This is a genomic window from Pseudomonas sp. S2_A10, from assembly GCF_054668465.1.
Window position 1 is genome coordinate 694484 of record NZ_CP162773.1, and the last position, 26165, is coordinate 720648.

At 59.3% G+C, this 26165-nt stretch carries 21 protein-coding genes; 8 read left to right on the forward strand and 13 right to left on the reverse strand.

Features of this window, described 5'->3' with window-relative positions; translation table 11 throughout:
- Positions 1-205: 205 nt before the first annotated feature.
- From aauS to AB4N41_RS03150, 3 genes are read left to right on the forward strand one after another with little or no spacing between them, the layout of a single operon-like run.
- A complete protein-coding gene (aauS, locus tag AB4N41_RS03140) occupies positions 206-2107 on the forward strand; it encodes a two-component sensor histidine kinase AauS (RefSeq protein WP_056790048.1) in 1902 nt (633 codons plus the stop codon).
- A 44-nt stretch (positions 2108-2151) separates the two neighbouring features.
- Complete coding sequence (gene aauR / locus AB4N41_RS03145; protein WP_231507471.1) at positions 2152-3429, forward strand: two-component response regulator AauR; 1278 nt, start codon at positions 2152-2154, stop codon at positions 3427-3429.
- An 8-nt stretch (positions 3430-3437) separates the two neighbouring features.
- A complete protein-coding gene (locus tag AB4N41_RS03150) occupies positions 3438-3767 on the forward strand; it encodes a GlpM family protein (RefSeq protein ID WP_177327026.1) in 330 nt (109 codons plus the stop codon).
- Positions 3768-3785: 18 nt separating this feature from the next.
- Here AB4N41_RS03150 and AB4N41_RS03155 read toward each other — a convergent pair whose 3' ends face one another.
- The 3 genes from AB4N41_RS03155 to AB4N41_RS03165 all read right to left on the reverse strand — a co-directional run bounded on the left by AB4N41_RS03155 (position 3786) and on the right by AB4N41_RS03165 (position 6528).
- Positions 3786-4694, reverse strand: a complete 909-nt coding sequence (locus AB4N41_RS03155; protein ID WP_122507766.1) for a hypothetical protein — start codon at positions 4692-4694, stop codon at positions 3786-3788.
- Positions 4691-5386 carry a hypothetical protein gene (locus AB4N41_RS03160; protein WP_095181777.1) on the reverse strand — a complete coding sequence of 232 codons (696 nt, stop codon included), beginning with the start codon at positions 5384-5386 and terminating at the stop codon, positions 4691-4693. The genes AB4N41_RS03155 and AB4N41_RS03160 overlap by 4 nt, the downstream gene beginning before the upstream one ends.
- A 107-nt stretch (positions 5387-5493) precedes the next feature.
- Positions 5494-6528: an alpha/beta fold hydrolase gene (locus AB4N41_RS03165; RefSeq protein WP_056790057.1), complete on the reverse strand. Its 1035-nt coding sequence runs from the start codon at positions 6526-6528 to the stop codon at positions 5494-5496.
- Between the two features lie 217 nt (positions 6529-6745).
- Between AB4N41_RS03165 and metR the strand changes: the two genes are divergently transcribed.
- Complete coding sequence (gene metR, locus AB4N41_RS03170; protein WP_016773382.1) at positions 6746-7663, forward strand: transcriptional regulator MetR; 918 nt, start codon at positions 6746-6748, stop codon at positions 7661-7663.
- 130 nt (positions 7664-7793) lie between these two features.
- On the opposite strand, the gene AB4N41_RS03175 is transcribed toward metR, so the two are convergent.
- From AB4N41_RS03175 to AB4N41_RS03185, 3 genes are read right to left on the reverse strand one after another with little or no spacing between them, the layout of a single operon-like run.
- Entirely contained in the window at positions 7794-8291 is a 498-nt protein-coding gene (locus AB4N41_RS03175; RefSeq protein WP_310218148.1) for a GNAT family N-acetyltransferase, read from the reverse strand.
- Between the two features lies 1 nt (position 8292).
- Positions 8293-8931, reverse strand: coding sequence for a LysE family translocator (locus AB4N41_RS03180; protein ID WP_252882610.1), 639 nt, complete (start codon positions 8929-8931; stop codon positions 8293-8295).
- A 23-nt stretch (positions 8932-8954) separates the two neighbouring features.
- The gene (locus AB4N41_RS03185) at positions 8955-9389 is read right to left on the reverse strand and encodes an NUDIX hydrolase (RefSeq protein ID WP_305381463.1); all 435 of its coding nucleotides are present in this window, start codon (positions 9387-9389) and stop codon (positions 8955-8957) included.
- A 214-nt stretch (positions 9390-9603) separates the two neighbouring features.
- Between AB4N41_RS03185 and AB4N41_RS03190 the strand changes: the two genes are divergently transcribed.
- Positions 9604-10074 carry a DUF4234 domain-containing protein gene (locus AB4N41_RS03190; protein WP_056790069.1) on the forward strand — a complete coding sequence of 157 codons (471 nt, stop codon included), beginning with the start codon at positions 9604-9606 and terminating at the stop codon, positions 10072-10074.
- A gap of 275 nt (positions 10075-10349) precedes the next feature.
- On the forward strand, positions 10350-11969 hold the full coding sequence (locus AB4N41_RS03195) for an FMN-binding glutamate synthase family protein (RefSeq protein ID WP_252876838.1): 1620 nt from the start codon (positions 10350-10352) through the stop codon (positions 11967-11969).
- Between the two features lie 46 nt (positions 11970-12015).
- Here the strand turns inward: AB4N41_RS03195 and AB4N41_RS03200 are convergent, their stop codons facing one another.
- The 7 genes from AB4N41_RS03200 to AB4N41_RS03230 form a co-directional block, all read right to left on the reverse strand.
- Positions 12016-13434 carry a glycosyltransferase family 39 protein gene (locus AB4N41_RS03200; protein WP_056790075.1) on the reverse strand — a complete coding sequence of 473 codons (1419 nt, stop codon included), beginning with the start codon at positions 13432-13434 and terminating at the stop codon, positions 12016-12018.
- 21 nt (positions 13435-13455) lie between these two features.
- Positions 13456-14418, reverse strand: coding sequence for a lysylphosphatidylglycerol synthase transmembrane domain-containing protein (locus AB4N41_RS03205; RefSeq protein ID WP_095181738.1), 963 nt, complete (start codon positions 14416-14418; stop codon positions 13456-13458).
- Positions 14415-15155: an SDR family oxidoreductase gene (locus AB4N41_RS03210; RefSeq protein WP_150638615.1), complete on the reverse strand. Its 741-nt coding sequence runs from the start codon at positions 15153-15155 to the stop codon at positions 14415-14417. The genes AB4N41_RS03205 and AB4N41_RS03210 overlap by 4 nt, the downstream gene beginning before the upstream one ends.
- Positions 15152-16468, reverse strand: a complete 1317-nt coding sequence (locus tag AB4N41_RS03215; protein WP_056790079.1) for an FAD-binding oxidoreductase — start codon at positions 16466-16468, stop codon at positions 15152-15154. Before AB4N41_RS03215 ends, AB4N41_RS03210 begins: the two co-directional genes overlap by 4 nt.
- Positions 16465-17934, reverse strand: a complete 1470-nt coding sequence (locus AB4N41_RS03220; protein WP_224787300.1) for a UbiA family prenyltransferase — start codon at positions 17932-17934, stop codon at positions 16465-16467. Before AB4N41_RS03220 ends, AB4N41_RS03215 begins: the two co-directional genes overlap by 4 nt.
- The gene (locus tag AB4N41_RS03225; RefSeq protein ID WP_160768412.1) at positions 17931-18293 is read right to left on the reverse strand and encodes a GtrA family protein; all 363 of its coding nucleotides are present in this window, start codon (positions 18291-18293) and stop codon (positions 17931-17933) included. The genes AB4N41_RS03220 and AB4N41_RS03225 overlap by 4 nt, the downstream gene beginning before the upstream one ends.
- 236 nt (positions 18294-18529) lie before the next feature.
- Positions 18530-19951, reverse strand: coding sequence for an amino acid permease (locus AB4N41_RS03230; RefSeq protein ID WP_071173458.1), 1422 nt, complete (start codon positions 19949-19951; stop codon positions 18530-18532).
- A gap of 474 nt (positions 19952-20425) precedes the next feature.
- On the opposite strand from AB4N41_RS03230, the gene AB4N41_RS03235 reads away from it, so the two are divergent.
- A complete protein-coding gene (locus tag AB4N41_RS03235) occupies positions 20426-20884 on the forward strand; it encodes an REP-associated tyrosine transposase (protein WP_460138334.1) in 459 nt (152 codons plus the stop codon).
- A gap of 2051 nt (positions 20885-22935) precedes the next feature.
- On the forward strand, positions 22936-26055 hold the full coding sequence (locus AB4N41_RS03240; RefSeq protein ID WP_460138335.1) for a biosynthetic peptidoglycan transglycosylase: 3120 nt from the start codon (positions 22936-22938) through the stop codon (positions 26053-26055).
- The last annotated feature ends 110 nt before the right edge of the window (positions 26056-26165 follow it).

Here is a 26165-nt window from a genome sequence, read left to right on the forward strand (position 1 = left end):
TGTGGGGTGCGGGCAGCCTGACAATGAGATCCCTTGTGGCGAGGGGATTTATCCCCGTCCGGCTGCGCAGCAGTCGTAAACCCTGTGCATGCGGTCTTTCAGTTAAACCGCAGTGATGGTTTTGGGGCCGCTTCGCGGCCCAACGGGGATAAATCCCCTCGCCACAGGCACAAACAAGTGTTGTGGTTGACCCAAGGCATCTGTGATGAAATGCGACCCCACTCTTTATCGCGCTGCAGAGCCATCACTTGCCGTGAAGCCCCGTCTGATCCGTCATCTGTTCCTGCCGCCGCTGATCATCGCCCTGATGGTCGGACTGGGTTTTATCGGCTTCTGGACCAGTGAACACTTCGGCATCCGCAGCCTCGGCGAGAACGGTCAGCGTCAGTTGGAACTGCACGCCCGCGCGGTCGAAAGCGAGATCAGCAAATACACCTACCTGCCCAGCCTGCTGGAACTCGAAACCAGTGTGCCGCAGTTGCTGGCCGATCCGACCCCGGAGCACCGGCAGACGGTCAACGATTACCTCGAAGGCCTGAACCGCCGCAGCCGCAGCCGCGCCATCTACGTGATGGACACCACCGGCCGGGTCATGGCCACCAGCAACTGGCGCGATGTCGACAGTTATCTGGGTGAAGACTTGTCCTTCCGCGCCTATTTCAAAGACGCCGTGCGCGGCCAGCCCGGGCGCTTCTACGGCATCGGCAGCACCAATGGCGAACCCGGTTACTACCTCGCCCACGGCCTCGAAGAGCACGGCAAGATCATCGGTGTCGCGGTGGTCAAGGTGCGTCTGGAAGCCATGGAAGAGCGCTGGCAACGGGCGCGTCTGGAAGCGTTCGTCAGCGATGAGAACGGCATCATCATTCTGTCCAGCGATCCTGCCAGGCGGCTGAAATCGGTGATCCCGCTCAGCGATGAGGTCAAGGAAAAACTCGCTCGCAGCCTGCAGTATTACTGGTTCCCGCTCAACGAACTGCAACCACTGGCCCGCGAGACGCTGGCCGAAGGCGTGGAGAAACTGACTTTCCCGGCCAACAGCGAATTGCAGCCCGACGAAGACGACATCAGTTATCTGGCGCAAACCCGACTGCTGAGCGACACGCCGTGGAATTTCACCCTGCTCACGCCATTGCAGGACCTGCGCCGCGAAGCCATCAACCAAGGCATTCTGGTGGCCGTTGCGTTTGCCCTGTTCGCCTTCCTGCTGATTGCCTGGAACGAGCGGCGCAAAGTCCTCGCCACCCGCCTCGCCGCCCGCGAAGCGCTGCAGGAAGCCAACAGCCAACTGGAGCGTCGGATTACCGAACGCACCGCCGATCTGCGCGCCAGCAACGAACGTCTGAAGAGTCAGATCCGCGAGCGCCGTCAGGCCGAGGAGACGTTGCGCCGCGCTCAGGATGAACTGGTGCAGGCGGGCAAACTCGCGGCCATCGGCCAGATGTCGACCAGCATTGCCCATGAACTGAACCAGCCGCTGGCGGCGATGCGCACGCTGTCGGGCAACACCGTGCGCTTTCTCGAGCGCGGCCAGCTCGACGTCGCCAGCACCAACCTCAAGACCATCAACGACCTGATCGACCGCATGGGCCGGATCACCGCCAGCCTGCGTTCGTTTGCCCGGCGTGGTGACAACAAGGGTCAGGCCAGTCTCGGCAAAGCCGTCGACGCCGCGTTGCAAGTGCTCGGCGCGCGCGTGGAAAACACCGCGCTGCAGATTCACCGGCAGTTTGCCGATGTGCAATTGCTGATCGATCAGACCCGTCTCGAACAGATCCTCGTCAACCTGATCGGCAACGCCCTCGACGCCATGCACGCGCAACCGCAGCCGCAGCTGTGGCTGGAGGGTGAAGAATTCAACGGCAAGTACCGCTTGCGGGTGCGCGACAACGGCCACGGCATCGACGCCGAAGCGCGCAAGCATCTGTTCGAACCGTTCTTCACCACCAAGCCCGGCGAGCAAGGCCTGGGACTGGGCCTGACCCTGTCCGCCAGCCTCGCCGCCGCCACCGGCGGGCACCTGGGTGTCGAACACCCGGCCGGCGGTGGCACCACTTTCGTCCTCAGTTTACCGTTGGTAAGCCCTCTTTCTGCCGAGCCAATATGAACCCTGAACTCAGTGTGCTGATTGTCGAAGACGACCCCCATGTGCTGCTCGGCTGCCAACAGGCGCTGACCCTCGAGGACATTCCGTGCATCGGCGTCGGCAGTGCCGAAGAAGCACTGGCGCAGGTCGGCGACAACTTTGCCGGCATCGTCATCAGCGACATCCGCCTGCCGGGCATTGATGGCCTGGAATTGCTCACCCGCCTCAAGCAGCGTGATCGCAGCCTGCCGGTGGTGCTGATAACCGGCCACGGCGACATTTCCATGGCCGTCGGCGCGATGCAGAAAGGCGCCTACGACTTCATGGAAAAACCGTTCTCGCCGGAACGCCTGGTCGATGTCGCGCGGCGGGCGCTGGAGCAACGCAGCCTCGCCCGTGAAGTGTCATCGCTACGTCGGCAACTGGCCGAACGCGATTCGCTGGAAGGGCGGATTATCGGCCGCTCACCGGCGATGCAGAACCTGCGCGAGCTGATCGCCAACGTCGCCGACACCTCGGCCAACGTCTTGATCGAAGGCGAGACCGGCACCGGCAAGGAACTGGTCGCTCGTTGCCTGCACGATTTCAGTCGGCGCCACAGCAAACAGTTCGTCGCGCTGAACTGCGGCGGCCTGCCGGAAAACCTTTTTGAAAGCGAAATCTTCGGCCACGAAGCCAACGCCTTCACCGGCGCCGGCAAACGGCGCATCGGCAAGATCGAGCACGCCGACGGCGGCACGCTGTTCCTCGATGAAGTGGAAAGCATGCCGCTGCCGTTGCAGATCAAGTTGCTGCGCGTACTGCAGGAACGCACCCTTGAACGCCTCGGCTCGAACCAGAGCGTGGCCGTGGATTGCCGGGTGATTGCGGCGACCAAATCCGACCTTGATGAGTCGAGCAAGGCCGGGGAATTTCGCAGCGACTTGTACTACCGCCTCAACGTCGTGACCCTGGAATTGCCACCGCTGCGCGAACGCCGCGAAGACATCCTGCAACTGTTCGAGCATTTCACCCAGCAGTCGGCGCTGCGCTTCGACCGCGCGCTGCCGGAGCTGGATAACCAGACCCTGTCGAACCTGATGAGCCACGACTGGCCGGGCAACGTGCGCGAACTGCGCAACGTCGCCGAACGCTTCGCCCTCGGCCTGCCGGCTTTCAAGAAATCCGGGGCCAGCGCCGGCCAGGGTCTGGCGTTTGCCGAAGCGGTGGAAGCGTTCGAGCGCAATCTGCTGGTCGACGCCTTGCAACGCAGCGGCGGCAACCTGACCCAGGCCAGCCAGGAATTGGGCATGGCCAAGACCACGCTGTTCGATAAAGTCAAAAAGTACGGGCTGAGCCACTGATGGATCTGATTCTCAAAGCCGCGATCGGCGCCGCAGTGGTGCTGATCCTCGCGGCACTGTCCAAGACCAGAAACTACTACATCGCCGGTCTGGTGCCGCTGTTCCCGACCTTTGCCCTGATTGCGCACTACATCGTCGGCAAGGGCCGCTCGGTCGACGATCTGAAAACCACGATCGTGTTTGGGATGTGGTCGATCATTCCCTACTTTATCTATCTGGCAACGCTGTACGTGATGGTCGACCGCATGCGCCTGGAAGCGTCGCTGGCCGTGGCGGCGGTGGCGTGGCTGATGGCGGCGACGGTATTGGTGAGCGTGTGGGTCCGGCTGCATGCCTGAACCCACGCGCATCTGCCTCTATCGACCGTAGACTCGGGCCAGTTGCGCGGACGACAAGGCATCCTCGAACGGCACCGGCACTGACTTCACCGCACCGTAGAGATTGCGGTAGCGCCAGTAGTTGCCGTTCTGCGCCAATTGATAACCGCGCTCGACCACGCGCTGGCCGTCGAGCACGTAACGCAGGGTTTCCTGCGCGGCGGGCGGTGGCGTCGGTTGCATCAGGTCGGCGCTCAATACGCGCATGGATTCATCAATGCATTCATCCAGCACGGCGGTGACCTTGGCCAGGTCAAGGGCGCCGTCATCGATACATTGCTTGCCGCAACGACGAATCGGCTGACTGGCCACTTCGATGCGCATGCGGTACAGCGGCGAGCCGGCGATATCCTGTAATTGCACCTGATTGACCAGCACGAAACTGCCGCGATCGGGCGTCAGCATCAGCTTCGGTTCGATCAGCAACCGTGCCGTGACCGCACCTGCCCCCTGCTTGAATCCGGAGACTTGCGACGCCGCCTGAAAACGCTGTTGCAAGCGCTCCTGCAACGGCACGCCGGCGAGCAGGTCGGCCAGCGGCCGCGATTCGTTCAGCGCGGCTTTTTCGGCATCGCGCTGTAACGTACCGGAACCCATTTGCGTATTGATCAGACTGGCCACCAGAATGCCCGCCAGCCCGGCGCCCGCACCGGAGCTCGACACCAGCGTGTAACTGGAATTCGCCGCGTTCACTGCCGCCTTGCTGTCGATCACCGTGCTGGCGCCGACAAACTCCGCCGGCAGTTGCACGTCGACCTTCAGTCCGTGTGCCTGCACATAGCTCATGGCCGCCTGATCCTTGAAACCGGCCTCGGGTGCCGGTTTCTGCGCACAGCCAGGCAACGCCAGCAGCGAGATCGCCGCGAGGGTCAGCGCCAGACGTTTCATTGCGCGAACGGGGCGATCATTTGCTGACGGCTGTTATCCATCGCTTGATAAAACGCGTTGGACAGGTTGGTGTAAGACGGCTCGTCCCACTCACCTTGCGCGGCTTGTACAGCGGCGAATGGCTGGTACCACAAGAGTCTGTTGTCCGACAGATCGATCACCATGCCCTGGCCGCCGACCTGGGCCATCGGCACGCTGGTGGGCACGATGCTGTAGTAGCTGCGGGTGGCACCGGTGGCATAGATCGACACCAGCAACAGACGGTCGATGCCGTGGGCAGCTTTCATCGGCGACAGGTCCTTGGTCATGTAGCCCTCGCGGAAATCGACTTCCTTGAAGGTCTTCAGATCGACCTTTTCATCAATGCGCTTGGCCTTGTAGCCCTTGGCTTGCAGCTTGGCGACGATGGCGTCGGGCAGGGTTTCCAGGTCGCGCACCTGCCAGGTCTCGACGTTGGCGCTGAGCTTGCTGTTGACGCCGGCATTGATGGCGTAATCGAGGATGCCCTGATTGCCGGTCAGCGCCAGCACCGGCGACGGTACGACGGTAATGGCCACACCGATGGTCGGCTCTTTGGCATCCCAGAACTGTTTGTCCAGGGCCACGGGCGGTTGCACATGGGCGCAGCCGGTGAGAGTCAGTACGGCGAGCAGGGCCAGCGCGGCCCATTGACGTGTAGCGCGAAAAATCATGGATCAAGTCCCTATGTCTGAAAACGTTCCTGCGCCTTATCGGCAACAACGCGGCAAACAATAGTGGCACATTGATATTTTTTTGGCGACAGGATGCTGGCGCACTCTTACAGCAGATTGTTCGGCGCCGGCGGATCGACCCGAGCCCAATGCGAAGTGTCCTCGCGATGCGCCTGCAAATACGGCAGCACCGCCGCCAGCAACGGCTCCTTGAACGCCTCCTGAAAGCGATGCGCCAGTCCCGGAATCAGTTTCAACTGACTGCCCTGAATGTGCGCCGCCAGATGCACGCCGTGCATCACCGGCAGCAGCGGATCTGCCGTGCCGTGCACCACCAGGGTCGGCACGCGCAGCTGATTGAGCAATGCCACCCGGCTCGGTTCGGCAAGGATTGCCATGATCTGGCGCTTGACGCCTTCGGGGTTGAACGCGCGGTCGTAGGATGCCGCCGCCTGTTGCAGCAAGGCCTGTCGATCATCCGTCACCGCCGGGCTACCGAGTGCCGCGAGCAGATCGGCCTGTTGCTCCAGCGCTACCTCGCGGTTCGGCGCACCTCGGCGCGAGAGCAACTGCACGAGCGCCGCACTCGGTGCCGGCAGGCCTTCAGCGCCGGAAGTGGTCATGATCAGGGTCAGGCTTTCCACCCGCTGCGGCGCCATTGCCGCCATGTGCTGGGCGATCATCCCGCCCATGCTCGCGCCGAGCACGTGGAATTGCTCAACCTTCAGCGCCGTCATCAAACCCAACGCATCGTCGGCCATGTCGGTCAGGCTGTACGGTGCCGACACCGGTAAACCGAGCTTGTAACGCAGCACTTCGAAGGTCAGATTGGCCTCGATCGGCGCTTGCCGCCAGGTCGACAGGCCGACGTCGCGGTTGTCATAACGAATCACCCGAAACCCTTGCTGACACAGCGCGACCACGACTTCGTCCGGCCAGTGGATCAACTGCCCACCCAGGCCCATGACCAGCAACAGCGCCGGGTCTGATGCACGGCCGATACTTTGATAGGCAAGACTGACCTGCGCCAGCTCGGCGTGCTCGGTCGGCACGTTGACATCACAGCGCCCGGCTGCAAACGAGCCGGCCCCGAACAAAAGCGCGGCCAACGCGGCCGCGACTGAAAAAACTCTCTTGAACATGAAAAACACCAAAACGCAGCACCCCAGTAGAGCGCGAGTCTGATGAAGTTCGTGCGAGCGCGCTGCCACAGTTGCATGACAGTTTGATGAAGAGTGCCGAGCGGTCGTCTGTCGATTACCCCGCCGGATCCTGGCCGCCAGATCGACAAAGCCACCGTCATGAGACAAACTCACCTTCCCCGCATTCGTCACAAGTTTTCTTCATGGAGCCCCGCCGGTGCTTGAAATCCGACATCTGAAAACCCTGCATGCCCTGCGCGAGGCCGACAGCTTGGTGGATGCCGCTGATCGCCTGCATCTGACGCAATCCGCTCTATCGCATCAATTCAAAGAGCTGGAAGAGCGCATGGGCATGCAGTTGTTCGTGCGCAAGACCAAACCGGTGCGCTTCACCAGCGCCGGTCTGCGCCTGCTGCAACTGGCCGACGCCACCCTGCCGCTGTTGCGCGCCGCTGAACGGGACATCGGTCGGCTGGCCGGTGGCACCGCCGGGCGTCTGCACATGGCTATCGAATGTCACAGCTGCTTTCAGTGGCTGATGCCGACCATCGACCAGTTCCGCGATGCCTGGCCCGAAGTCGAGCTGGACCTGGCTTCGGGTTTCGCTTTCGCCCCACTGCCGGCACTGGCGCGCGGCGATCTGGATCTGGTGGTGACCTCCGATCCGCTGGAAATTGCCGGCATCACTTACGTGCCGCTGTTCACTTACGAAGCCATGCTCGCGGTGGCCAATCAGCATGCGCTGGCGAGCAAGCCGTACATCGTGCCCGAAGATTTGTTGACGGAAACGCTGATCACCTACCCGGTCGAGCGTGATCGTCTGGACATCTTCACCCGCTTCCTCGAACCGGCCGACATCGAACCTGCGCAGGTGCGCACTTCGGAACTGACGGTGATGATGATGCAACTGGTCGCCAGCGGCCGTGGCGTCTGCGGGATGCCGCACTGGGCGCTGCATGAATACAGCTCGCGCGGCTATGTGAAGGGCAAACGGTTGGGTGAGAAAGGCTTGTTCGCGACGCTGTACGCGGCGATTCGCACGGACATGCTCGACGCGCCGTACATGCGCGATTTCCTGCTGACCGCCAAGGACACCTCGTTCTCGACCCTCGATGGGGTCAGTGCCGTACGCTGATTTTTCCGAGCAAGAGTTCCCCCTGTGGGAGCGAGCCTGCTCGCGAAAGCGGTGGATGATTCAGCGATGATGTCGGCTGGACGGACGCCTTCGCGAGCAGGCTCGCTCCCACAAGGATTGTCGTGGTGGGTCAGAGCTGGCGCCACATGTGGATCTTGTCGAAGTAGTCTTCGCCCACCCGCACGGCGAGTGGTTCGAGGCCGTACTGAATGAAGCCGCAACGCTGGTACAACTGAAAAGCCGCGTCATTGCCGGCAGTCACGGTGAGCTGCAGCAATTTCAGCGCCGGATGCTTTTGCGCTTCGACCAGTGCCGCCTGCACCAGATCAAAGCCCAGCCCCTTGCGACGAAAATCCGCCGAGACATACATGCCGAACAGCGTGGCCTTGTGTCGTGCCTTCTCGCGCGGTTCAAAGGCCAGGCCGACAATCCCGGCCAACGTCCCGGCATCGAATGCCCCCAGCACCACATCGAGCTTGCTGGTCAGGCGCCCTTCCCACCAACTCAATGGCATCACCGCGCGCTCGCGTACGCTGGAGGTGAACGCCTGCGGATGACGGTCGTAGGCTTGCAGCATCAGTTCGCGGTAAGCCAGGGCGTGGCTGGCGTCCAGCCGTTCGATCCACATGTCAGGCAGTCCGCCGTTGTTCGAGCATCAGCCGTACGGCGAGGCCGCCGAGCACCATGCCCATGAAATAGCGCTGCATCGCCAGCCACGTCGGGTTGCGCACAAACCATGAGGCGATGCCTGCGGCGAACAGCGCGATCAACAGATTGACGCTGAAGCTGACGCTGATCTGCGTCAGGCCGAGGACGATGCTTTGGGTGAACACCGAGCCGTGCTCAGGGCTGATGAATTGCGGGAACACCGACAGATAGAACACGGCGATTTTCGGGTTCAGTGCGCTGGTGAGAAAGCCCATGGTGATCAGCTTGCGCGACGAGTCCGGCGGCAATTGCTGCGCTTCGAACGGCGAACGCGCGCCGGGTTTCAGCGCTTGCCAGGCCAGCCACAGCAGGTACAGCGCACCGGCCCACTTCAACACTTCATAAGCCATCGGCACGGCGAGAAACACCGCCGTCAAACCCGCCGCCGCGGCGAACATATGCACGAAGAACCCGCCGACCACGCCGAGTAGCGAAGTCACCCCCGCGCGGCGCCCCTGACAGATCGAACGCGAGATCAGATAGATCATGTTCGGCCCCGGTGTCAGCACCATCAGCAACGCGGCGGCGGCGAAGATCAGCAGGTCTTGCAACGGGATCATGGCAACGTCCTTTGCGGGAATGATCAGGCGAGTGCAGTCAGTGAACGGCGATAAAACGGCAGGATGTGTTCGCGTGTCAATGGCGCCAGCTCGAGCGCCGGATCAGTGGCCGGATCGACCCAGATCACCTCTTCGATTTCCGCCGCCGGGCAGACGTCGCTATCGACGGTCAGTTGAAAGATTTCCGCATGGACGATGAAGCCCGGCTCGTTGGCGGCGGGGGCGGAAAAACTGTTGAGGAAAATCGCTTGCGCCGGGTCGATCTGCAGCCCGAGTTCTTCTTCCAGTTCACGGGCCAATGCGTGTACTGGCAACTCGTGGGCCTCAATCTTGCCACCCGGTTGCATGAAGGCCGTGGTGCCGCGCTTGCGCACCAGCAGAGTCTGGCCTTGGGCGTTGAGCAACAGCGCGGCGGCGATATGGATGATGCAGGGCGAAACGGCGGATGTCGGCGTCATGAGTCGAAAAATGCCTTGTGCGAAAAGATCGCAGGATCCCACGCCCGACGCGCCTGCGTCATCAGAAGATCCCTACAAGGAGCATCAGTGATCAGCCTGACTCTGACGACAAGTCCGCCCAAAGGCTCGGAAATTTCCCACTCGCGAATTTGGTAGCGTTATTCATCGCTGCCCGGCAGCCATTCGCTACATCGCCTAAGAGGGAAAACGCTGCATGTCTGACATTTCGACGCTCAAGGAAAAGAACAATCTCAAGACGCTCCATTTCATTCTCCTGACCGTAGTCACCATGGGGCTCTACTCGGTTGTATGGCTGCACAAAACAACAACCGTGGTTGAGGAGGTCACTCAAATCAAGACACTGAGCCAGACCGGTCTGGTCGTTTATCTGGCGCTCTGTGGTATCGGAGGGATCTTTTTCACCGTGTCTGATCCGCGGTTCATAGCCACGGGGTATGCGATGACGGTCATTGCCCAGCTCATCGCCATTGCTTGGTGCTTTCGAGTTCGCAGAGCCTTGCGCGCCTACACGCTGACCAAACACAACTTCGAACCGCGAATGAACCGCTTGTATTCAGTCCTGTTCACCTTCTATCACATCAATTACTGCATCAACGATATGGCCAGGGCCAAGCACAAACATGACCAGAAACGGCAAACGCCTCAGGAATCGGTCGCGGCATAAACAAAAAGGTAATCGTCGATTTCGCGTGCAAGTTAGCTTCCACCTTTCACTGCAATTCCTTGTGCGAGCTTGCTCGCGAAGGCGTTCGTCAATGCCACAAGTTTGCCCACCAGTATTGCTGCATGGCTGCTTCTCGCGGTCAACAGCCAAGTCAACTGGCATCGTAAGCGAGACGGCTCCGATGTAGGCGAGGAGAGGGAAGTCTGCCTGTTCACGGTTCCGTCGTTGGCGCAATATGCCTGCCAGCCACAAACAATCCGAACCAAGGAAACCGTATGAGCCTGTCGCTGCTGAGCCGCTACGCCTTCTTTGCCGTCTGCGTGATTTTCACCCTCGCCAGCCTGCCCTTTCTCGAACATGACTGGCTGTGGCCGATCACCGCCGCCACCGCTGTGCTGAGCCTGCTCGGCGTGTTCGACCTGTTGCAGACGCGCCATGCAGTGCGCCGCAATTATCCGATTCTGGGCAACATCCGTTATCTGGTCGAAGGCATCCGCCCGGAGATTCGCCAGTACCTGCTCGAGTCCGACAGCGATGCCCTGCCCTTCTCCCGCGCGCAGCGTTCGCTGGTGTACTCGCGAGCGAAAAACGAAACTGCCGACAAACCGTTCGGCACGCTGATCGACGTCTACCAGTCCGGCTTCGAATTCATCGGCCATTCGATGCGCCCGGCGCCGTTGAGTGACCCGAACGGTTTCCGCGTCATTGTCGGCGGTCCGCAGTGCACGCAGCCGTACTCGGCGTCGATCTTCAATATCTCGGCAATGAGCTTCGGCTCGCTCAGCGCCAACGCCATCCGCGCCTTGAACCAGGGCGCGAAACTCGGCAACTTCGCCCACGACACAGGCGAAGGCAGCATCAGCCCGTATCACCGCGAACATGGTGGTGATCTGACCTGGGAGCTGGGCAGCGGCTATTTCGGCTGCCGCACCAGCGACGGCCGTTTCGACCCTGAGCGCTTCGCCGTGCAGGCGCAGAATCCGCAAGTGCGCATGATCGAAATCAAGATGAGCCAGGGCGCCAAACCCGGCCATGGCGGGATCTTGCCCAAGCACAAGGTCACCAGGGAGATTGCGGAAACACGCGGCATCCTGATGGGCGAGGACTGCGTCTCGCCGTCGCGCCACAGTGCGTTTTCAACGCCGATCGAGATGATGCAGTTCATCCAGCAACTGCGCGAATTGTCCGGTGGCAAACCGGTGGGCTTCAAATTCTGCCTCGGCCATCCGTGGGAATTCATGGGCATTGCCAAGGCCATGCTGGAAACCGGCATTCTTCCGGACTTCATCGTCGTCGATGGCAAGGAAGGCGGCACTGGCGCAGCCCCTGTCGAATTCACCGACCACATCGGCGTGCCGATGCGCGAAGGCCTGCTGTTCGTGCACAACACGCTGGTCGGCCTGAACCTGCGCGACAAGATCAAACTCGGCGCCAGCGGCAAGATCGTCAGCGCCTTCGACATCGCCAGCGTGCTGGCCATCGGCGCTGACTGGGCCAACTCCGCGCGCGGCTTCATGTTCGCCATCGGCTGCATCCAGTCGCAGTCGTGCCACACCAACAAATGCCCGACCGGCGTTGCCACCCAGGACGCCTTGCGCCAACGCGCTCTGGTGGTACCGGACAAAGCCCAGCGCGTCTACAACTTCCATCGCAGCACGCTCAAAGCACTGGCGGAAATGCTCGCTGCAGCAGGCCTTGAGCATCCCTCGCAACTGTCGGCCAAGCATCTGGTACGACGCATGTCGGCGACCGAGATCAAACTGTTCTCGCAGTTGCACGTGTTTTTGAAACCGGGGGAATTGCTCACCGGTGAAGTGAATGGCGAGTTCTATTCGCGGATGTGGCAGATGGCGCGGGCGGATAGTTTTGAGCCGAGCGAGGTCGTCGCTGCGTAACTGCTCAAAGGTGTGCATTTCCATTCGGAATGCCCACCGCTACCGATCATGGTTCAAATGTACGGATCTTGAATAATCGCACATGACCTATTTCTTCCTTATCGATAATTTTTGCTTCGTACCTTTCTAGATTTTTGATTCCCTGAGCAAAACCAGGACCATAGTTCGTCTCCAGAACATAAAATTCTTTCGGGTGACTGGGCAACGACAAATCAGTTTTCAGCTTCTCTAAATTACTAACAAGCAGCGGAGATCCCAGCAACTTGAAATAGACACCAAACTGAATCGCATCAAGCGAATAGATTGGCAACACGTTTGACTTATTCATTACAGAGATGACGATATCTCTCATGTGCGTCTCGCGTGAGTACGGATTTTCAGGATCCCTCAGATAACTGATATCCCTGAATAAAGGCGTAGCAGAAAATGTCATCAATACCACCAGCATTAACACTTTTACTGGCACATCTCTTATATTGCCAACTGCGTACGCAGCCACCAGCAATACGGCGGGCAGAAGAAAAATAAAATTGCGTTGAGTTGTCACCGGGCGTAAGTAAACAGAACAGACATAGGGCACCACAATTCCTACTACCCCCCAGAACACAATCAGCCTGCAAGCAATTGCGCTTTCAGGATTTTGAGCCATCGACGCCAGCCCTGAAATTAAAATTACAGCGAGCAAAGCGGCCAGAAACGTATCTCCGAAATACAACAGGAAAACCTTGAAGAAAAAAACAGTTTCGGGTGGTTGAATCCAGAAATCCCGTGAAAAGCTACTCTCAGCGTACGATAAACCAGGAATTACGGTTAATGCGGCAAAAAATCCGGCGCAAATGAACCTGTATATAACTTGGCTGTGGACCTCGCTGCGCAAGATCATGTGAAGCAACACAAGCACTTGAGCAAAGACCGGCAGATAACCGAAGTAATGAGTATTTATCAGCGCGGCGGAAGTCAGCCAATAGCAAAAAAAATCCTGCCCTCTGCCTCGACTTAAGCAGCGCAAGAAGATCACAAAAGACAAAACGGTAAGCAACGACAGAAGCGCATAAGAGCGAGTCTCTTGCGAATACTGAACCAAGAAACTATTGACCGCTGCCAACCACGCAACGATGAGACCTACTTGTTCATCAAACAATTTGCGCCCGAGGAGGAATACAGAGGGAATCAACAGCACGCCGATTACCGCAGAGAGATACCGCCCTGTGTGTTCGCCAAACCCGACAGCCTGATAATAAGTCCACAGTAAAATCTGATAAAAGGGAGGATGAACGTCACTCAATGTAGTTCGATACACGTCAAAGAATCCATTTTGCGGATCGCTTACCGATACACTGAAGGCCTCATCCAGCCACAGGCCAGTAGCATCGATGTTGCGCAACCTTACATACAGGCCAAATCCAATTGCGCCAATCAGACACAGGTACATTGCCAATTTGTACTTTCGCGACGCAGTGTCCATTGTCATCTCCTCAGTAGTTACTCAGCCATGATCAAAACCGGCTACCGACCTCTTCCATAAAAGTGCAAGCATTCCCACCCCGACCGCCAACCACAACGTTACCAGCCGTAACAAAACCGTCGCCGCGATCGCATCTGCCAACCCGACTCCGCCTGAAACCAGCAGCGCTAGCATCGCTGCTTCGGCACTGCCCAAACCGCCCGGCATGAAACTCAGAGCCCCCGCCAACATGGCCACCGCATAAATAAAGATCGCCAACGTTAGGCCCACGTCCGCGCCCATCGCCTGCAAAATCCAGTAAAACGCCAATGCTTCAAGCCCCCAGGCCAGCAGGCTCAATAGCGTTGCGCCCATGAAGCGACGAGGGGAATGACAGCGGCGCGACTGACGCAATACCTGAACGGCATGCCCCAGCAACCGCGAGAATCTGTCGTGCCGTTGCTCAGTGCGACGATCAATCGCGCTGACAAGGCTTGGCGAAAACATCATCGATGTACCGCATACCAAGAGGACGAAACTGGCAATGATCATCGACAACCATTCCGGATGCGCGCTCAAGCCGAACAATGCCAGGCCCACCATCGCCAGCAGGTCCGCAAGCCGCTCACTGAACAGCGCGGCAAAGCTCTGTGCGTAAGGCACCTCCAAACGTTTGAGCAAAACACCGCGCAACGCCTCCCCGGCCTTGCCGGGAGTCGTCGTCAGGGCGAATCCGGCCAGGTAGATGTTCAAGCTCGGCCGCCAAGGCAACCGGTGACCCAAGGCAGACAGATAACCCTGCCAACGCAAAAAACGCAGACCGTATCCAAGCAAAACCACGCAGACGATTTGCCCGCACTGCCACCAACCCACTCGACTGACCGCCGCGCTCACCGCCGACCACCCACCCCACAGGGAAACAGCGAGATAAGCGAGGGCGGAGCAAATCACCGAGCCAATCAAAACGCGGTAACGCCACCCGGATAACCTCAGTGTCTGATTCACAGGTTCAGCCTCTTGAACAGCGGCTGCGGCATCACCCGAATCAGCCACATGATCACCGCCCAAAAGCCGGGCACATACAGCACCGCCACCTGTCGATTGATCCCTCTGACTATTCGCCGGGCAACCGTATCCGGTTGCGCTACAAGCACGGAGGGCAGCGCCAACCCTCGCGTCATGGGCGTGTCGACTAACCCAGGCTTTATCGTGATCACATGCACACCCGCTTTGAACAAGCGTACCCGCAAGCCTTCGCAGAACGTGGAAACCGCCGCCTTTGCCGCGCCGTACAGGTAATTGGAAGGTCGTCCTCGATCCCCGGCCACCGAGGAAATGACCGCCAGCGTGCCGTGCTGCTGGACAACCATGCGATTTGCCAACAGCGTCAACAGCGCGATCATTGAACTGCCGTTATTGGCGAACTGCTCCATAGCCTGTTCAACGTGTTGTTCGCACGCGTACTGATCTGGCAGCGAGCCATAGGCAATCAGACAGATATCCACCGTCTGCAACGTCGCCAGGCATTTCTCGTACATGACCGGATGTGCGGCGATATCACTGGCGTCCATGACGTACGTGGTCACGGCTCTGGCACCTCGAGCCTGAAGATCGACGCTGGTTTGCTGGAGTTTTTGCGCATCCCTGCCGACCAGGAACAATTCGCTGCGATCAGCCGCCCACAATCGTGCGCAAGCGCAGGCAATCGCCGAGGTGGCGCCCACAATCAGTATTTTTTTCATCGAGTGACTCGCTGCCAGAAACGGGACATCAGGGTCGGATCGCGCATCGCTTCCAACTGCTCCCAGGCGGGATAGGCCTGGCGAAAATCGCTGCCGCTCATGTGAGCGTCCTTGGCTGGATACAAGCGCCCCCCGGCTTCACGGACGATGGCATCGAGACGCGACAGAAGTTTTCTCGTCAGTTCATTGTTCTGTGGAAAGTCCAGCGCCAATGAAGTACCGGGCATAGGAAAGGAAAGCCATCCCGGCGAAGGAATGTCGCCACAACGCTTGAGCACCGCGAGGAAGGAGCCACTGCCGCTACGCGCAATCGACTTGAGTAATTCGGCCAGTGCCACGGCTGCAACCGAGGCCGGCAATACGCACTGAAATTGCTGGAAACCTCTGCGTCCGTAGATGCGATTCCAGTTTTCGATACGGTCCAACGGATAGAAGAACGAGCTGTAGGCAACCTTTTGATGTTGTCCGTTCGTTGGCTGCCGTTTCCAGTAGTGATCGTTGAACAGTTTCAAGGTGAGCGAATTGATCAGCGATACCGGAGGGCGGATCGGGACAGACAGAGAACGTGGTGCAGCGACCTCAAGGGGCCCCGCCTCGCAATGATCCCCAGCCGTGAAGCATCCGCGCCCTAGCGCATTGCCCTTGGCCAGGCAATCGATCCACGCGACGCTGTATTCATGCCGCGCATCCATGTCGACCGACAGGGCAAAAAAGTCATCCAGACAGTCAAAACGCACCCGTGTGCTGTCGATCAGGCTGGACTGGATTTTGCGCAGACGAATGCGCACCCAGGTAATCACGCCCGTCAGGCCGAGCCCGCCGATGGTGGCGGCAAACCACTGTGGGTTTAGCGTCGCCGAGCACACCATCGGCGATTGCATGGAACGGTGCAGCCCGAAACACACCAGCGAATGGGCAAACGTGCCGCAGCGATGGTGATTTTTCCCGTGGACGTCATTGGCCACCGCCCCACCCAGCGTTACATGCCGCGTACCGGGTGTGACGGGCAAAAACCAGCCACGGGGAATGGCGAGTTGTAAAATCTCGCCCAGTGTCACGCCGGCCTCAGCGCAGATCTCACCCTTTTCCCAGTCGGCTTCGATGAAGCGGTTCAGGGGACGTAATTGCAGCACATGATCGCTTGCGGCCATGCAGCTATCGCCATAGCTGCGCCCATTGCCAAACGGCAAAGTTGTCCCGTGTGATTCGATCAACTGCTGCCACTGCGGTCCGATATCCGCTTGCCAGTGGCAGGGACGACCACTCTGCGGGGCATAGGGATAGTTTCCCCAGGAAGCCAGCGAGGCCATCATGCCGCCACCCAGAAAATCAGACAGAACACTGTTCCCATCACCAGACTCAAGCGATCACGCAGTGCGAAAACCACCGGATCCTCATTCATGCGGCCGCGATGCGTCAGCAGCCAGATACGAGTGATCCAGAACAGCATCAATGGGCAGGCAAACCAGAGCCATCGGGGATATGCATACAACTCGGTAGTTGCGCTGTCATGGATGTAAAGCGCCAGCACCAGGACAGCGAGATAACCGGATGCGGCCCCCAAAGAGGAGAGCATTGCCAGGTCCGCAGGAAAGTAGTCGCGGCCGCCGGTCTTACCGGTGATGCCGCCGTGCAGCGCCAGCAACAGCTCGGCATAGCGCTTGACCAGCGCGAGGCTCAAAAACATGAACATGGAAAAAGCCAGCATCCACCCCGTCAGGTCGAGCCCGAAAGCGGCGCCACCGGCAATGATGCGCAAGGTGTAAAGCAGCGCCAAAGCGATGACATCCAGCGCCATCAACCTCTTGAGCAACAGCGAATACACCAGCGTCAGGCCGTAATAGCAGGCCAGCACGGCAATGAATGGGTGAGGCAGCCACAACCACGCGCCGATGAACGACACTGACAACAGCAGGGGGAAAATCAGCAGACCGGACTGGATGGATAACGAACCATTGGCGAAGGGTCGATTGCGTTTGCTCGGGTGCCTGCGATCATCGTTCAGGTCGAGCAAGTCGTTCAGAAGATAGACGCTGGATGCACACAAGCCGAAAAGCATGAAGGCCAGCAAGCCGCGCCCCAATAGCAGCGGGTTGGCCACTTGATGCGCTGCAAGCAGGGGAACGAAAATCAGCACATTCTTCATCCATTGATGAATGCGCAAGGCTTTGTACAAACTTCTGAAATACGTAACGCGAGAGTGAACCACCTGGACTACGTTATCCAGATGCCGGGCGGCACGTTGGACGCCCGCTAGCGGATTGACGATATAAGCTTGCCTGGCCGACCGCCAGATCGGCAGATCGTCCAGCGAATTGCCGATGTAATCGAAACTTTTCTCCCCATATAACGCCACCAGCGCATCACGTTTGTTCGTTCCCGAAAGGTTCTGCTCGAGGGTTGAACCCAGAACGTCATCAAACACCTGCAGATGCTCGGCGATCCGCACTGCCAATGTGTAATGACTGGCTGTGGCGAGAACAATTTTCCGACCGGCGTTGCGCTGTTCCTCGATCATCCGGAGTACGTCGGGATCATAGGGCAAAGTCGCGAGATCGACGTCCGATGTCATTGCCAGTCGATCTTTCAGATAAGCCTTGCCGTGCCAGAGCCAGGGAAAGAGTTTCAGGCAGTGCAATGGTTTGCTGCGGACAAAGGACATCACGCATTCGAACAGCAGATCAGATTTGACGAGGGTACCGTCCAGATCAACTACGAAGGGCATTGAAGCAGCGCAGGACGCTGACATCGGCAGTACGTCAGGCGGAGAGACGTTCATGCCCGTCGCCCTCGAAAAAGGACAAAGCGGAAAACGCAGTACCCTAAAACAATATTCACCAGCGAAAACGAAGCGACCGTCACAAGCCCCGACAAGCGCCAGACGTCCCCGATGACACCCACGCCAAAACTGACGCCGCCCATCAGGCCGATGAACATCAGATAGGGAAATACCGGCGTTTCCCTTTCAAAGATATAAAGCATGTTCAGATAGAAAGAGAGCGCAGCAGCTACGCAGAACGCCGCAAAGTTGCTGGCCGCCTGACTCAGGGCGGCCGCCTGACAAAGCACGAAAAATATTTGCCAATGGATGAGCGCATCGGCCAGTCCGATAACGGTAGTTGCAGAGAATCCTTTCATGGTGGTTGCCAGCCGTTTCCAGAGGACGGACCTCCAAGCTAGGCCGGAGCTTGAAAACGGTCTACTGTCAGAAATTACAGGTCGAGGGCTGTATCCGACCAGCGGTCATCTTGTCGTACTCACGTGTCAATTGCTCATCGCGTGCGATTTCAATGCGTTCACCGTTAATCGCCGTGCCCATAAAACCAAAAGCCCCAATCTCTCGATCAGGGCTTCGTTGTTTACGCACTTACGGTTCAAGAAACCGAACGCACCGAACCTTGCGACACTTGCGTCGGCTGCAACTTGAACACGTAAAACAACACCGTCAGCAACACCAGAAACGCCGGCCCGACATACAGTGCCACGCGGGTGTCGGGGAAGTACGCCATCAGGCCGACCACCAGTACCAGAAACGCCAGGGCGAAGTACGAACTGACCGGGTACAGCCACATCTTGTACTTGAGGCCGGCACGTTCGCTGGCGCTCAGGCCTTGGCGGAATTTCAGCTGGGCGAGAAGGATCATCACCCAGGTCCAGATCGCACCGAAGGTGGCAATCGAGGTGACCCAGACGAAGACTTTTTCCGGCACCAGATAGTTAAGCACTACACCCAACAGCAACACCGCAATCGACAGCAACAACGCGCGGCGTGGCACGCCGTTGTTCGAGGTCTTGGCGAAACCGGCCGGGGCCTGGCCGTTCTGCGCCAGGCTGTAGAGCATGCGCCCGGTGCTGAAGATGCCGCCGTTGCACGACGACAGCGCCGCAGTAATCACCACGAAGTTGATGATACCGGCGGCGGTCTTGATGCCCAGCCGCTCGAAGGTCATCACGAACGGGCTGCCCTGGGTGCCGATTTCGTTCCACGGGTAAATCGACAGAATCACGAACAGCGCACCGACGTAGAACAGCAGAATCCGCCAGAACACCGAGCCGATCGCGTCAGGAATGGTCTTTTGCGGGTTCTTAGCTTCACCGGCGGTCAGGCCGATCATCTCGACACCGAGGTAGGCGAACATGACCATCTGCAGCGACATCAGCACACCGGTCACGCCGTTGGGCATGAAACCGCCGTGGGCCCACAAGTTGGAAATGCCCAGCGCCACGCCGTCATTGCCGAAACCGAAGGCGATGATGCCGACGCCGCCGATGACCATGGCAATGATGGTGACAATCTTGATCAGAGCGAACCAGAATTCGAACTCGCCGAAGGCTTTCACCGCGATCAGGTTGATCGAGCCCATGCTGATCAACGCCGCCAGGGCCCAGATCCAACGCGGCACATCCGGGAACCAGATACCCATGTACACCGCCACCGCAGTGATTTCTGCGACGCAGGTCACCAGCCACAGAAACCAGTAATTCCAACCGGTGAGAAAGCCTGCCAGCGGACCGAGATAGTCCTGCGCGTAGCGGCTGAACGAACCGGCCACCGGGTTATGCACGGCCATTTCACCGAGGGCGCGCATGATCACCAGGATCGCCAGACCGCCAAGGATGTAGGAAAGCATGATCGCCGGACCGGCCATCTGGATGGCTTTGGCCGAGCCGAGAAACAGGCCGACGCCGATACAGGCACCGAGCGCCATCAGGCGGATATGCCGTTCGCCGAGTTCTCGTTTGAGCGGACCGCCCGAAGCGGTGTCGCCGTGCGGCAGAGGATTGCCAACTGGCATAGGGGTACAACCTCGTCTTGTTATTGGATATGACCACCGGGTTTCGAAGCATCGGCCGATAGGCCTTGGCTGGGCAGGAAACCGCGTCGGCTTCGTGGGCAGACGCGTCTTGCAGGGCAGGCCTGAAAGATCAGCGGGGCGTGCAGTATAAAAAGCTCAGGGCAGGATTTTTCACTCTAAAAGTCACAACATTCAGCGACAACTCTCGGCAATAGTGGGTTCTGCGGAGAGGCATTACCTGCATTACGTAGGAAAAGTCGCCACTGAAAAAGCCGCGAAGTATTGCACAGACATGGTGCAGCGTCATGTTCCAGCCCCGGTGCATTTGATTCACCGCGCGATGTCTCCCCTCGCGCTTGATCACGGATAAATCGCCCGGCGGATTCAGAAATTTCGCTCAACAGTTGCAGCGCCGACCGGGGCGGCCAACCACTAACCTTTGAAAAAGTCAGGAGCATATGCAAGGAAGCTCACATGCCAGTTCGTCCCAATTCCCACCGTTTGCGCCAAGGTCGTTTCTCGGAAAACGGTCGTGCCTACTTCATCACCTCTGTCATCCACGAACGCCAGCCTGTATTTGCAGATTGGCAGACCGGCCGGTTACTGGTTGCAGAACTGCGCCGGGCTCATGAGCAAGGAGTCGCGCAGTCCATCGCCTGGGTTGTCATGCCTGACCACTTTCATTGGCTGATGCAATTGCAACGCGGCTCACTTGGTGAAGTCATTGGCGGTGTAAAGGCTCGCTGTACGCATGCGGTTAACAGAAAAACCGGACGTCACGGACCGCTGTGGCAAACCGGCTACCATGACCGAGCGATCCGTGACGGCGAGGACCTGGAGCCCATCGCCCGCTATATCATCAATAATCCCTTGCGAGCCGGGCTGGTCGATAACCTCGGTGATTACCCGCTTTGGGATGCCTGCTGGCTCTGAGCGCAACAGCTCTCTGGAATAAGTGGATCTATTGTGGCGAGGGGATTTATCCCCGCTCGGCTGCGCAGCAGTCGCAACTTGCTCACATGCGGTGCGCCTGTAGAAACCGTGCTGGCAGGTTTTGGGGCTGCTTTGCAGCCCAGCGGGGATAAATCCCCTCGCCACAGGGAGTCCTCGCATGACTGATAAATCTGCTAGCCACAGGGAATCCATTGCTCGCACAGACACATCATGAGGATGTGAACAGCATCCTTGTGGCGAGGGGATTTATCCCCGCTCGGCTGCGTAGCAGGCGCAACTTGCTCACATGCGGTGTGCCTGTAGAAACCGTGCTGGCAGGTTTTGGGGCTGCTTTGCAGCCCAGCGGGGATAAATCCCCTCGCCACAGGGAGTCCCCGCATGACTGATAAATCTGCTAGCCACAGGGAATCCATTGCTCGCACAGACACATCATGAGGATGTGAACAGCATCCTTGTGGCGAGGGGATTTATCCCCGCTCGGCTGCGTAGCAGGCGCAACTTGCTCACATGCGGTGCGCCTGTAGAAACCGTGCTGGCAGGTTTTGGGGCTGCTTCGCAGCCCAACGGGGATAAATCCCCTCGCCACAGGGAGTCCCTGCAAGACTGATAGATCTGCTAGCCACAGGGAGTCCATCGCTCGCACAGACACATCATGGGGATGTGAGCAGCCTTTTTGTGGCGAGGGGATTTATCCCCGCTCGGCTGCGCAGCAGTCGCAACTTGCTCACATGCGGTGCGCCTGTAGAAACCGTGCTGGCAGGTTTTGGGGCTGCTTTGCAGCCCAGCGGGGATAAATCCCCTCGCCACAGGGAGTCCTCGCATGACTGATAAATCTGCTAGCCACAGGGAATCCATTGCTCGCACAGACACATCATGAGGATGTGAACAGCATCCTTGTGGCGAGGGGATTTATCCCCGCTCGGCTGCGTAGCAGGCGCAACTTGCTCACATGCGGTGCGCCTGTAGAAACCGTGCTGGCAGGTTTTGGGGTTGCTTCGCAGCCCAGCGGGGATAAATCCCCTCGCCACAGGGAGTCCCCGCATGACTGATAAATCGGCTAGCCAACTGAATCCATGCCCACACAGACACATCATGAGGATGTGAACAGCATCCTTGTGGCGAGGGGATTTATCCCCGCTCGGCTGCGTAGCAGGCGCAACTTGCTCAGACTCGGTGTGCCTGTAGAAACCGTGCTGGCAGGTTTTGGGGCTGCTTCGCAGCCCAACGGGGATGAATCCCCTCGCCACAGGGAGTCCCTGCAAGACTGATAAATCGGCTAGCCACAGGGAGTCCATCGCTCGCACAGACACATCATGAGGATGTGAACAGCATCCTTGTGGCGAGGGGATTTATCCCCGCTCGGCTGCGTAGCAGGCGCAACTTGCTCACATGCGGTGTGCCTGTAGAAACCGTGCGGGCAGGTTTTGGGGCTGCTTTGCAGCCCAGCGGGGATAAATCCCCTCGCCACAGGGAGTCCCTGCAAGACTGACAAATCTGCTAGCCACAGGGAGTCCATCGCTCGCACAGACACATCATGGGGATGTGAACAGCATCCTTGTGGCGAGGGGATTTATCCCCGCTCGGCTGCGCAGCAGTCGCAACTTCCTCAGACTCGGTGTGCCTGTAGAAACCGTGCTGGCAGGTTTTGGGGCTGCTTTGCAGCCCAACGGGGATGAATCCCCTCGCCACAGGGAGTCCCCGCATGACTGATAAATCGGCTAGCCGCCTGAATCCCTCACACTGACAACATCCCGGCATGTGAACAGCCTTTTTGTGGCGAGGGGATTTATCCCCGCTCGGCTGCGTAGCAGGCGCAACTTGCTCACATGCCGTGTGCCTGTAAAAACCGTGGCGGCAGGTTTTGGGGCTGCTTTGCAGCCCGACGGGGATGAATCCCCTCGCCACAGTGTTCGTTTCAGTTTTATTCAGACAAGCCGTCTCCACCGCTCTGCACATTTTCTTCACCGGCTCCAACCACCGTCTAAGCTTCAGACAAGTCCGATCAATCTGCGTGAATGGATCAGTCGACTATGGGCGCTTTGTGGCAAACCGATTCGAGTAAAACCGTGGTTCAGACTGAACGTGTGAATGAAGCGCCTGTCCCTGAAAAACCCCGTCGTCAGCGGCACGGGTGGAAGGCTTTCTGGTTGCTGTTTTTGATCATTGCGGTGGTGGTGGGACTCGCCGCGTCCAAGGAAATGCGCACTTCGCGCTTTCAGGCGCGGGAGCTGAGCCAGTACGCCGCTTCGCTGACCTACAAACTGGAACCCGGTCCCAGCGAAGCGATTCGTTATCCGGGCAACGGCCCTTTCGATCTGCGCCTGGGTTACAGCTCTCTGGACGAATTCCTCCCGCGCCTGCTCAAGCGCAATTACGTGATCACCGAGCAAACGCGCTTCTCCCCCGCCCTGCTCGGTTACACCGACAAAGGCCTGTTCGTGCCGTACTCGGAAAAGATCCAGGCCGGGTTGTCGATCACCGACTGCCGAGGCGCGCCGCTGTATCGATACAACTATCCGCAGCAACTGTATGCCGACTTCGCGGCGATTCCGCCGGTGGTGGTCAGCAGCCTGCTGTTCATCGAAAACCGCTTTCTCCTCGACCCGAAACAGCCGCTGGCCAACCCGGCGGTGGACTGGCCGCGCTTCGGCATGGCCGCGTGGTCGCAAGTGGCGAAGTTGCTGCACCTGCCCGGGCAATCGGCCGGCGGCAGCACCCTGGCAACGCAACTGGAGAAGTATCGCCACTCACCCGATGGCCTGACCGTGTCGGGCGCGGAGAAGATCCGCCAGATGATTTCCGCCAGCGTGCGCGCCTATCAGGATGGCCCAGAGACCCTCGGTTCGCGGCAGAACATCGTGCGCGACTACCTCAACAGCGTGCCGCTCTCGGCAGTACCCGGCCACGGTGAAGTGCACGGCATGGCCGAAGGTTTGCGGGTCTGGTACGGCAGTGATTTCAACAAGGCCAACGAGCAACTGAACAGCCCGAAGACCGACCCGCAGACCATGGCCGCCAAAGGCCTGGCCTTGCGTGAAATGCTCTCGCTGATGATCGCCCAGCGCCGCCCTTCGCATTACCTGACCAAGGGTCGCGACGAATTGGCCAGCCTCACCGACAGCCACCTGCGCCTGCTCAAGCAGAACGGCGTGATCGACAGCGCCCTCGCTGACGCTGCGCTGGCGAGCACCGTGTCGTATCGCGACTGGCAGACCCAGCCAACGATGCAGCCGATTGAAACCAACAAGGGCATAAGTGTTGCCCGCAGCCGCCTGGCGAGCATGCTCAACCGGCCGCTGTACGACCTTGATCGCCTCGACCTGTCGGCCACCAGCACCCTGCAGGGCGACCTGCAAACGCAGGCCACGGCTTATCTGAAAAAACTCGCCGATCCGGCCTACGCTGCCGAAATCGGCCTGCTCGGCGAACGCCTGCTGACGCCGACCAGCACCACGCAAGTGCGCTACAGCTTCACCCTGTTCGAACTGACCCCGGACGGCTCGCGGGTGCGCGTGCAGACCGACAGCACTGATCAGCCGTTCGACATCAACGAAGGCAGCAAGCTTGAACTCGGCTCGACGGCGAAAATGCGTGTGCTGACCACGTACCTGCAAATCGTCGCCGAGCTGCACGACAAATACGGCGCGATGGGCGTGGCAGAATTGAAAAAAGTCGAAGTGCCCGATCAGGACCGCCTCAGCCGCTGGGTCATCGACTACCTGATCCAGAACAAGGATCACGACCTGTCGAAGCTGCTCGGCGCCGCGCTGGATCGCAAATACTCGGCCAGCCCCGGCGAGGCGTTTTTTACCGGCGGTGGGCTGCACAGATTCAACAACTTCCGCAAAGAGGACAACGGTCGCCTGCCGACCCTGCGCGATTCGCTGCGCGAGTCGATCAACCTGCCGTTCATTCGCCTGATGCGCGACATCGTCCGCTACACCACCTACTCAGGCCCCAACGGCGAATTGCTCAAGGATGATCGCGATCCGCGCCGTCAGGAATACCTGGCCAGTTTCGCCGACCGCGAAGGCACCTCGTTCCTGCTCAAGTTCTGGAAGAAGTACAAGAACAAGGACACCCAGGCGCGCCTGGAAACCTTCCTCGACAGCATCCGCCCGACGCCGATTCGCATGGCGGCGGTGCATCGCTATCTGCTGCCGGAGGCCAGTCAGGAAGACTTCAACCGCTTCGTGCGCTCGCACCTCAAAGGCGCCAAGCTCAACGAAAAACTCACCGACGACCGTCTGATCCGCCTCTACGACTCCTATGGCCCCGGCAGTTACGATTTGCCTGACCAAGGCTTCATCGCCAAGGTGCATCCGCTGGACCTGTGGATGATGGGTTACCTGCTGCATCACCCGGAAGCGACCTTCAGCGAGATCGTCAAGGCCAGCCATTTTGAGCGCCAGGAAGTCTACAGCTGGCTGTTCAAGAGCCGGCACAAAGGCGCGCGCGACAGCCGCATTCGCACCATGCTCGAGATCGAAGCGTTCCTCGACATTCATCAGCGCTGGCAGAAAGTCGGCTACCCGTTCGATCACCTGGTGCCGTCACTGGCCACGGCCATTGGCAGTTCCGGCGACCGTCCCGCCGCGCTCGCCGAGCTGATCGGCACCATCCTCAATGACGGCGTGCGCATGCCGACGCTGCGCATCGACAGCCTGCACTTTGCTGCCGATACGCCGTATGAAACCAGGCTGATCAACGACCCGCACGTGGGCAAACGGGTGATGCCGGTGGAAGTGGCCCGGGCCATGCGCGAGGCGCTGTCGCAAGTGGTCGACGCCGGTACCGCCAAACGGCTGTCCGGCAGTTTCAAACTGCCCGACGGCACACCGCTGGCCATGGGCGGCAAGACCGGCACCGGCGACAACCGCATTGCGGCGATCGGGTCTGGCGGGCGGATCATCAGTTCGAAGTCGATCAACCGCACGGCGACCTTTGTGTTCTACATCGGCGACCACCATTTCGGCACCCTCACCGCGTTCGTCCCGGGGCGCTCGGCGGAGAACTTCAAGTTCACCTCGGCTCTGCCCACGCAGGTACTCAAAGGCATGGCGCCGATTCTCACGCCGTATCTGCAACCGGGCAGCGACTCACAGTGCCAACCGCCACAGGCACCCGTGGTGGCATCGACGCTGCACTGACCGAACGTGGTCTGCACGTCGCGCCGAAGGCCATCGGCGCAAAAGGTGGTATTCGTGCATTGTTCCGATTCGAATTCTTGTCGCATCGCTGAGGCGATCACACGTTTGGC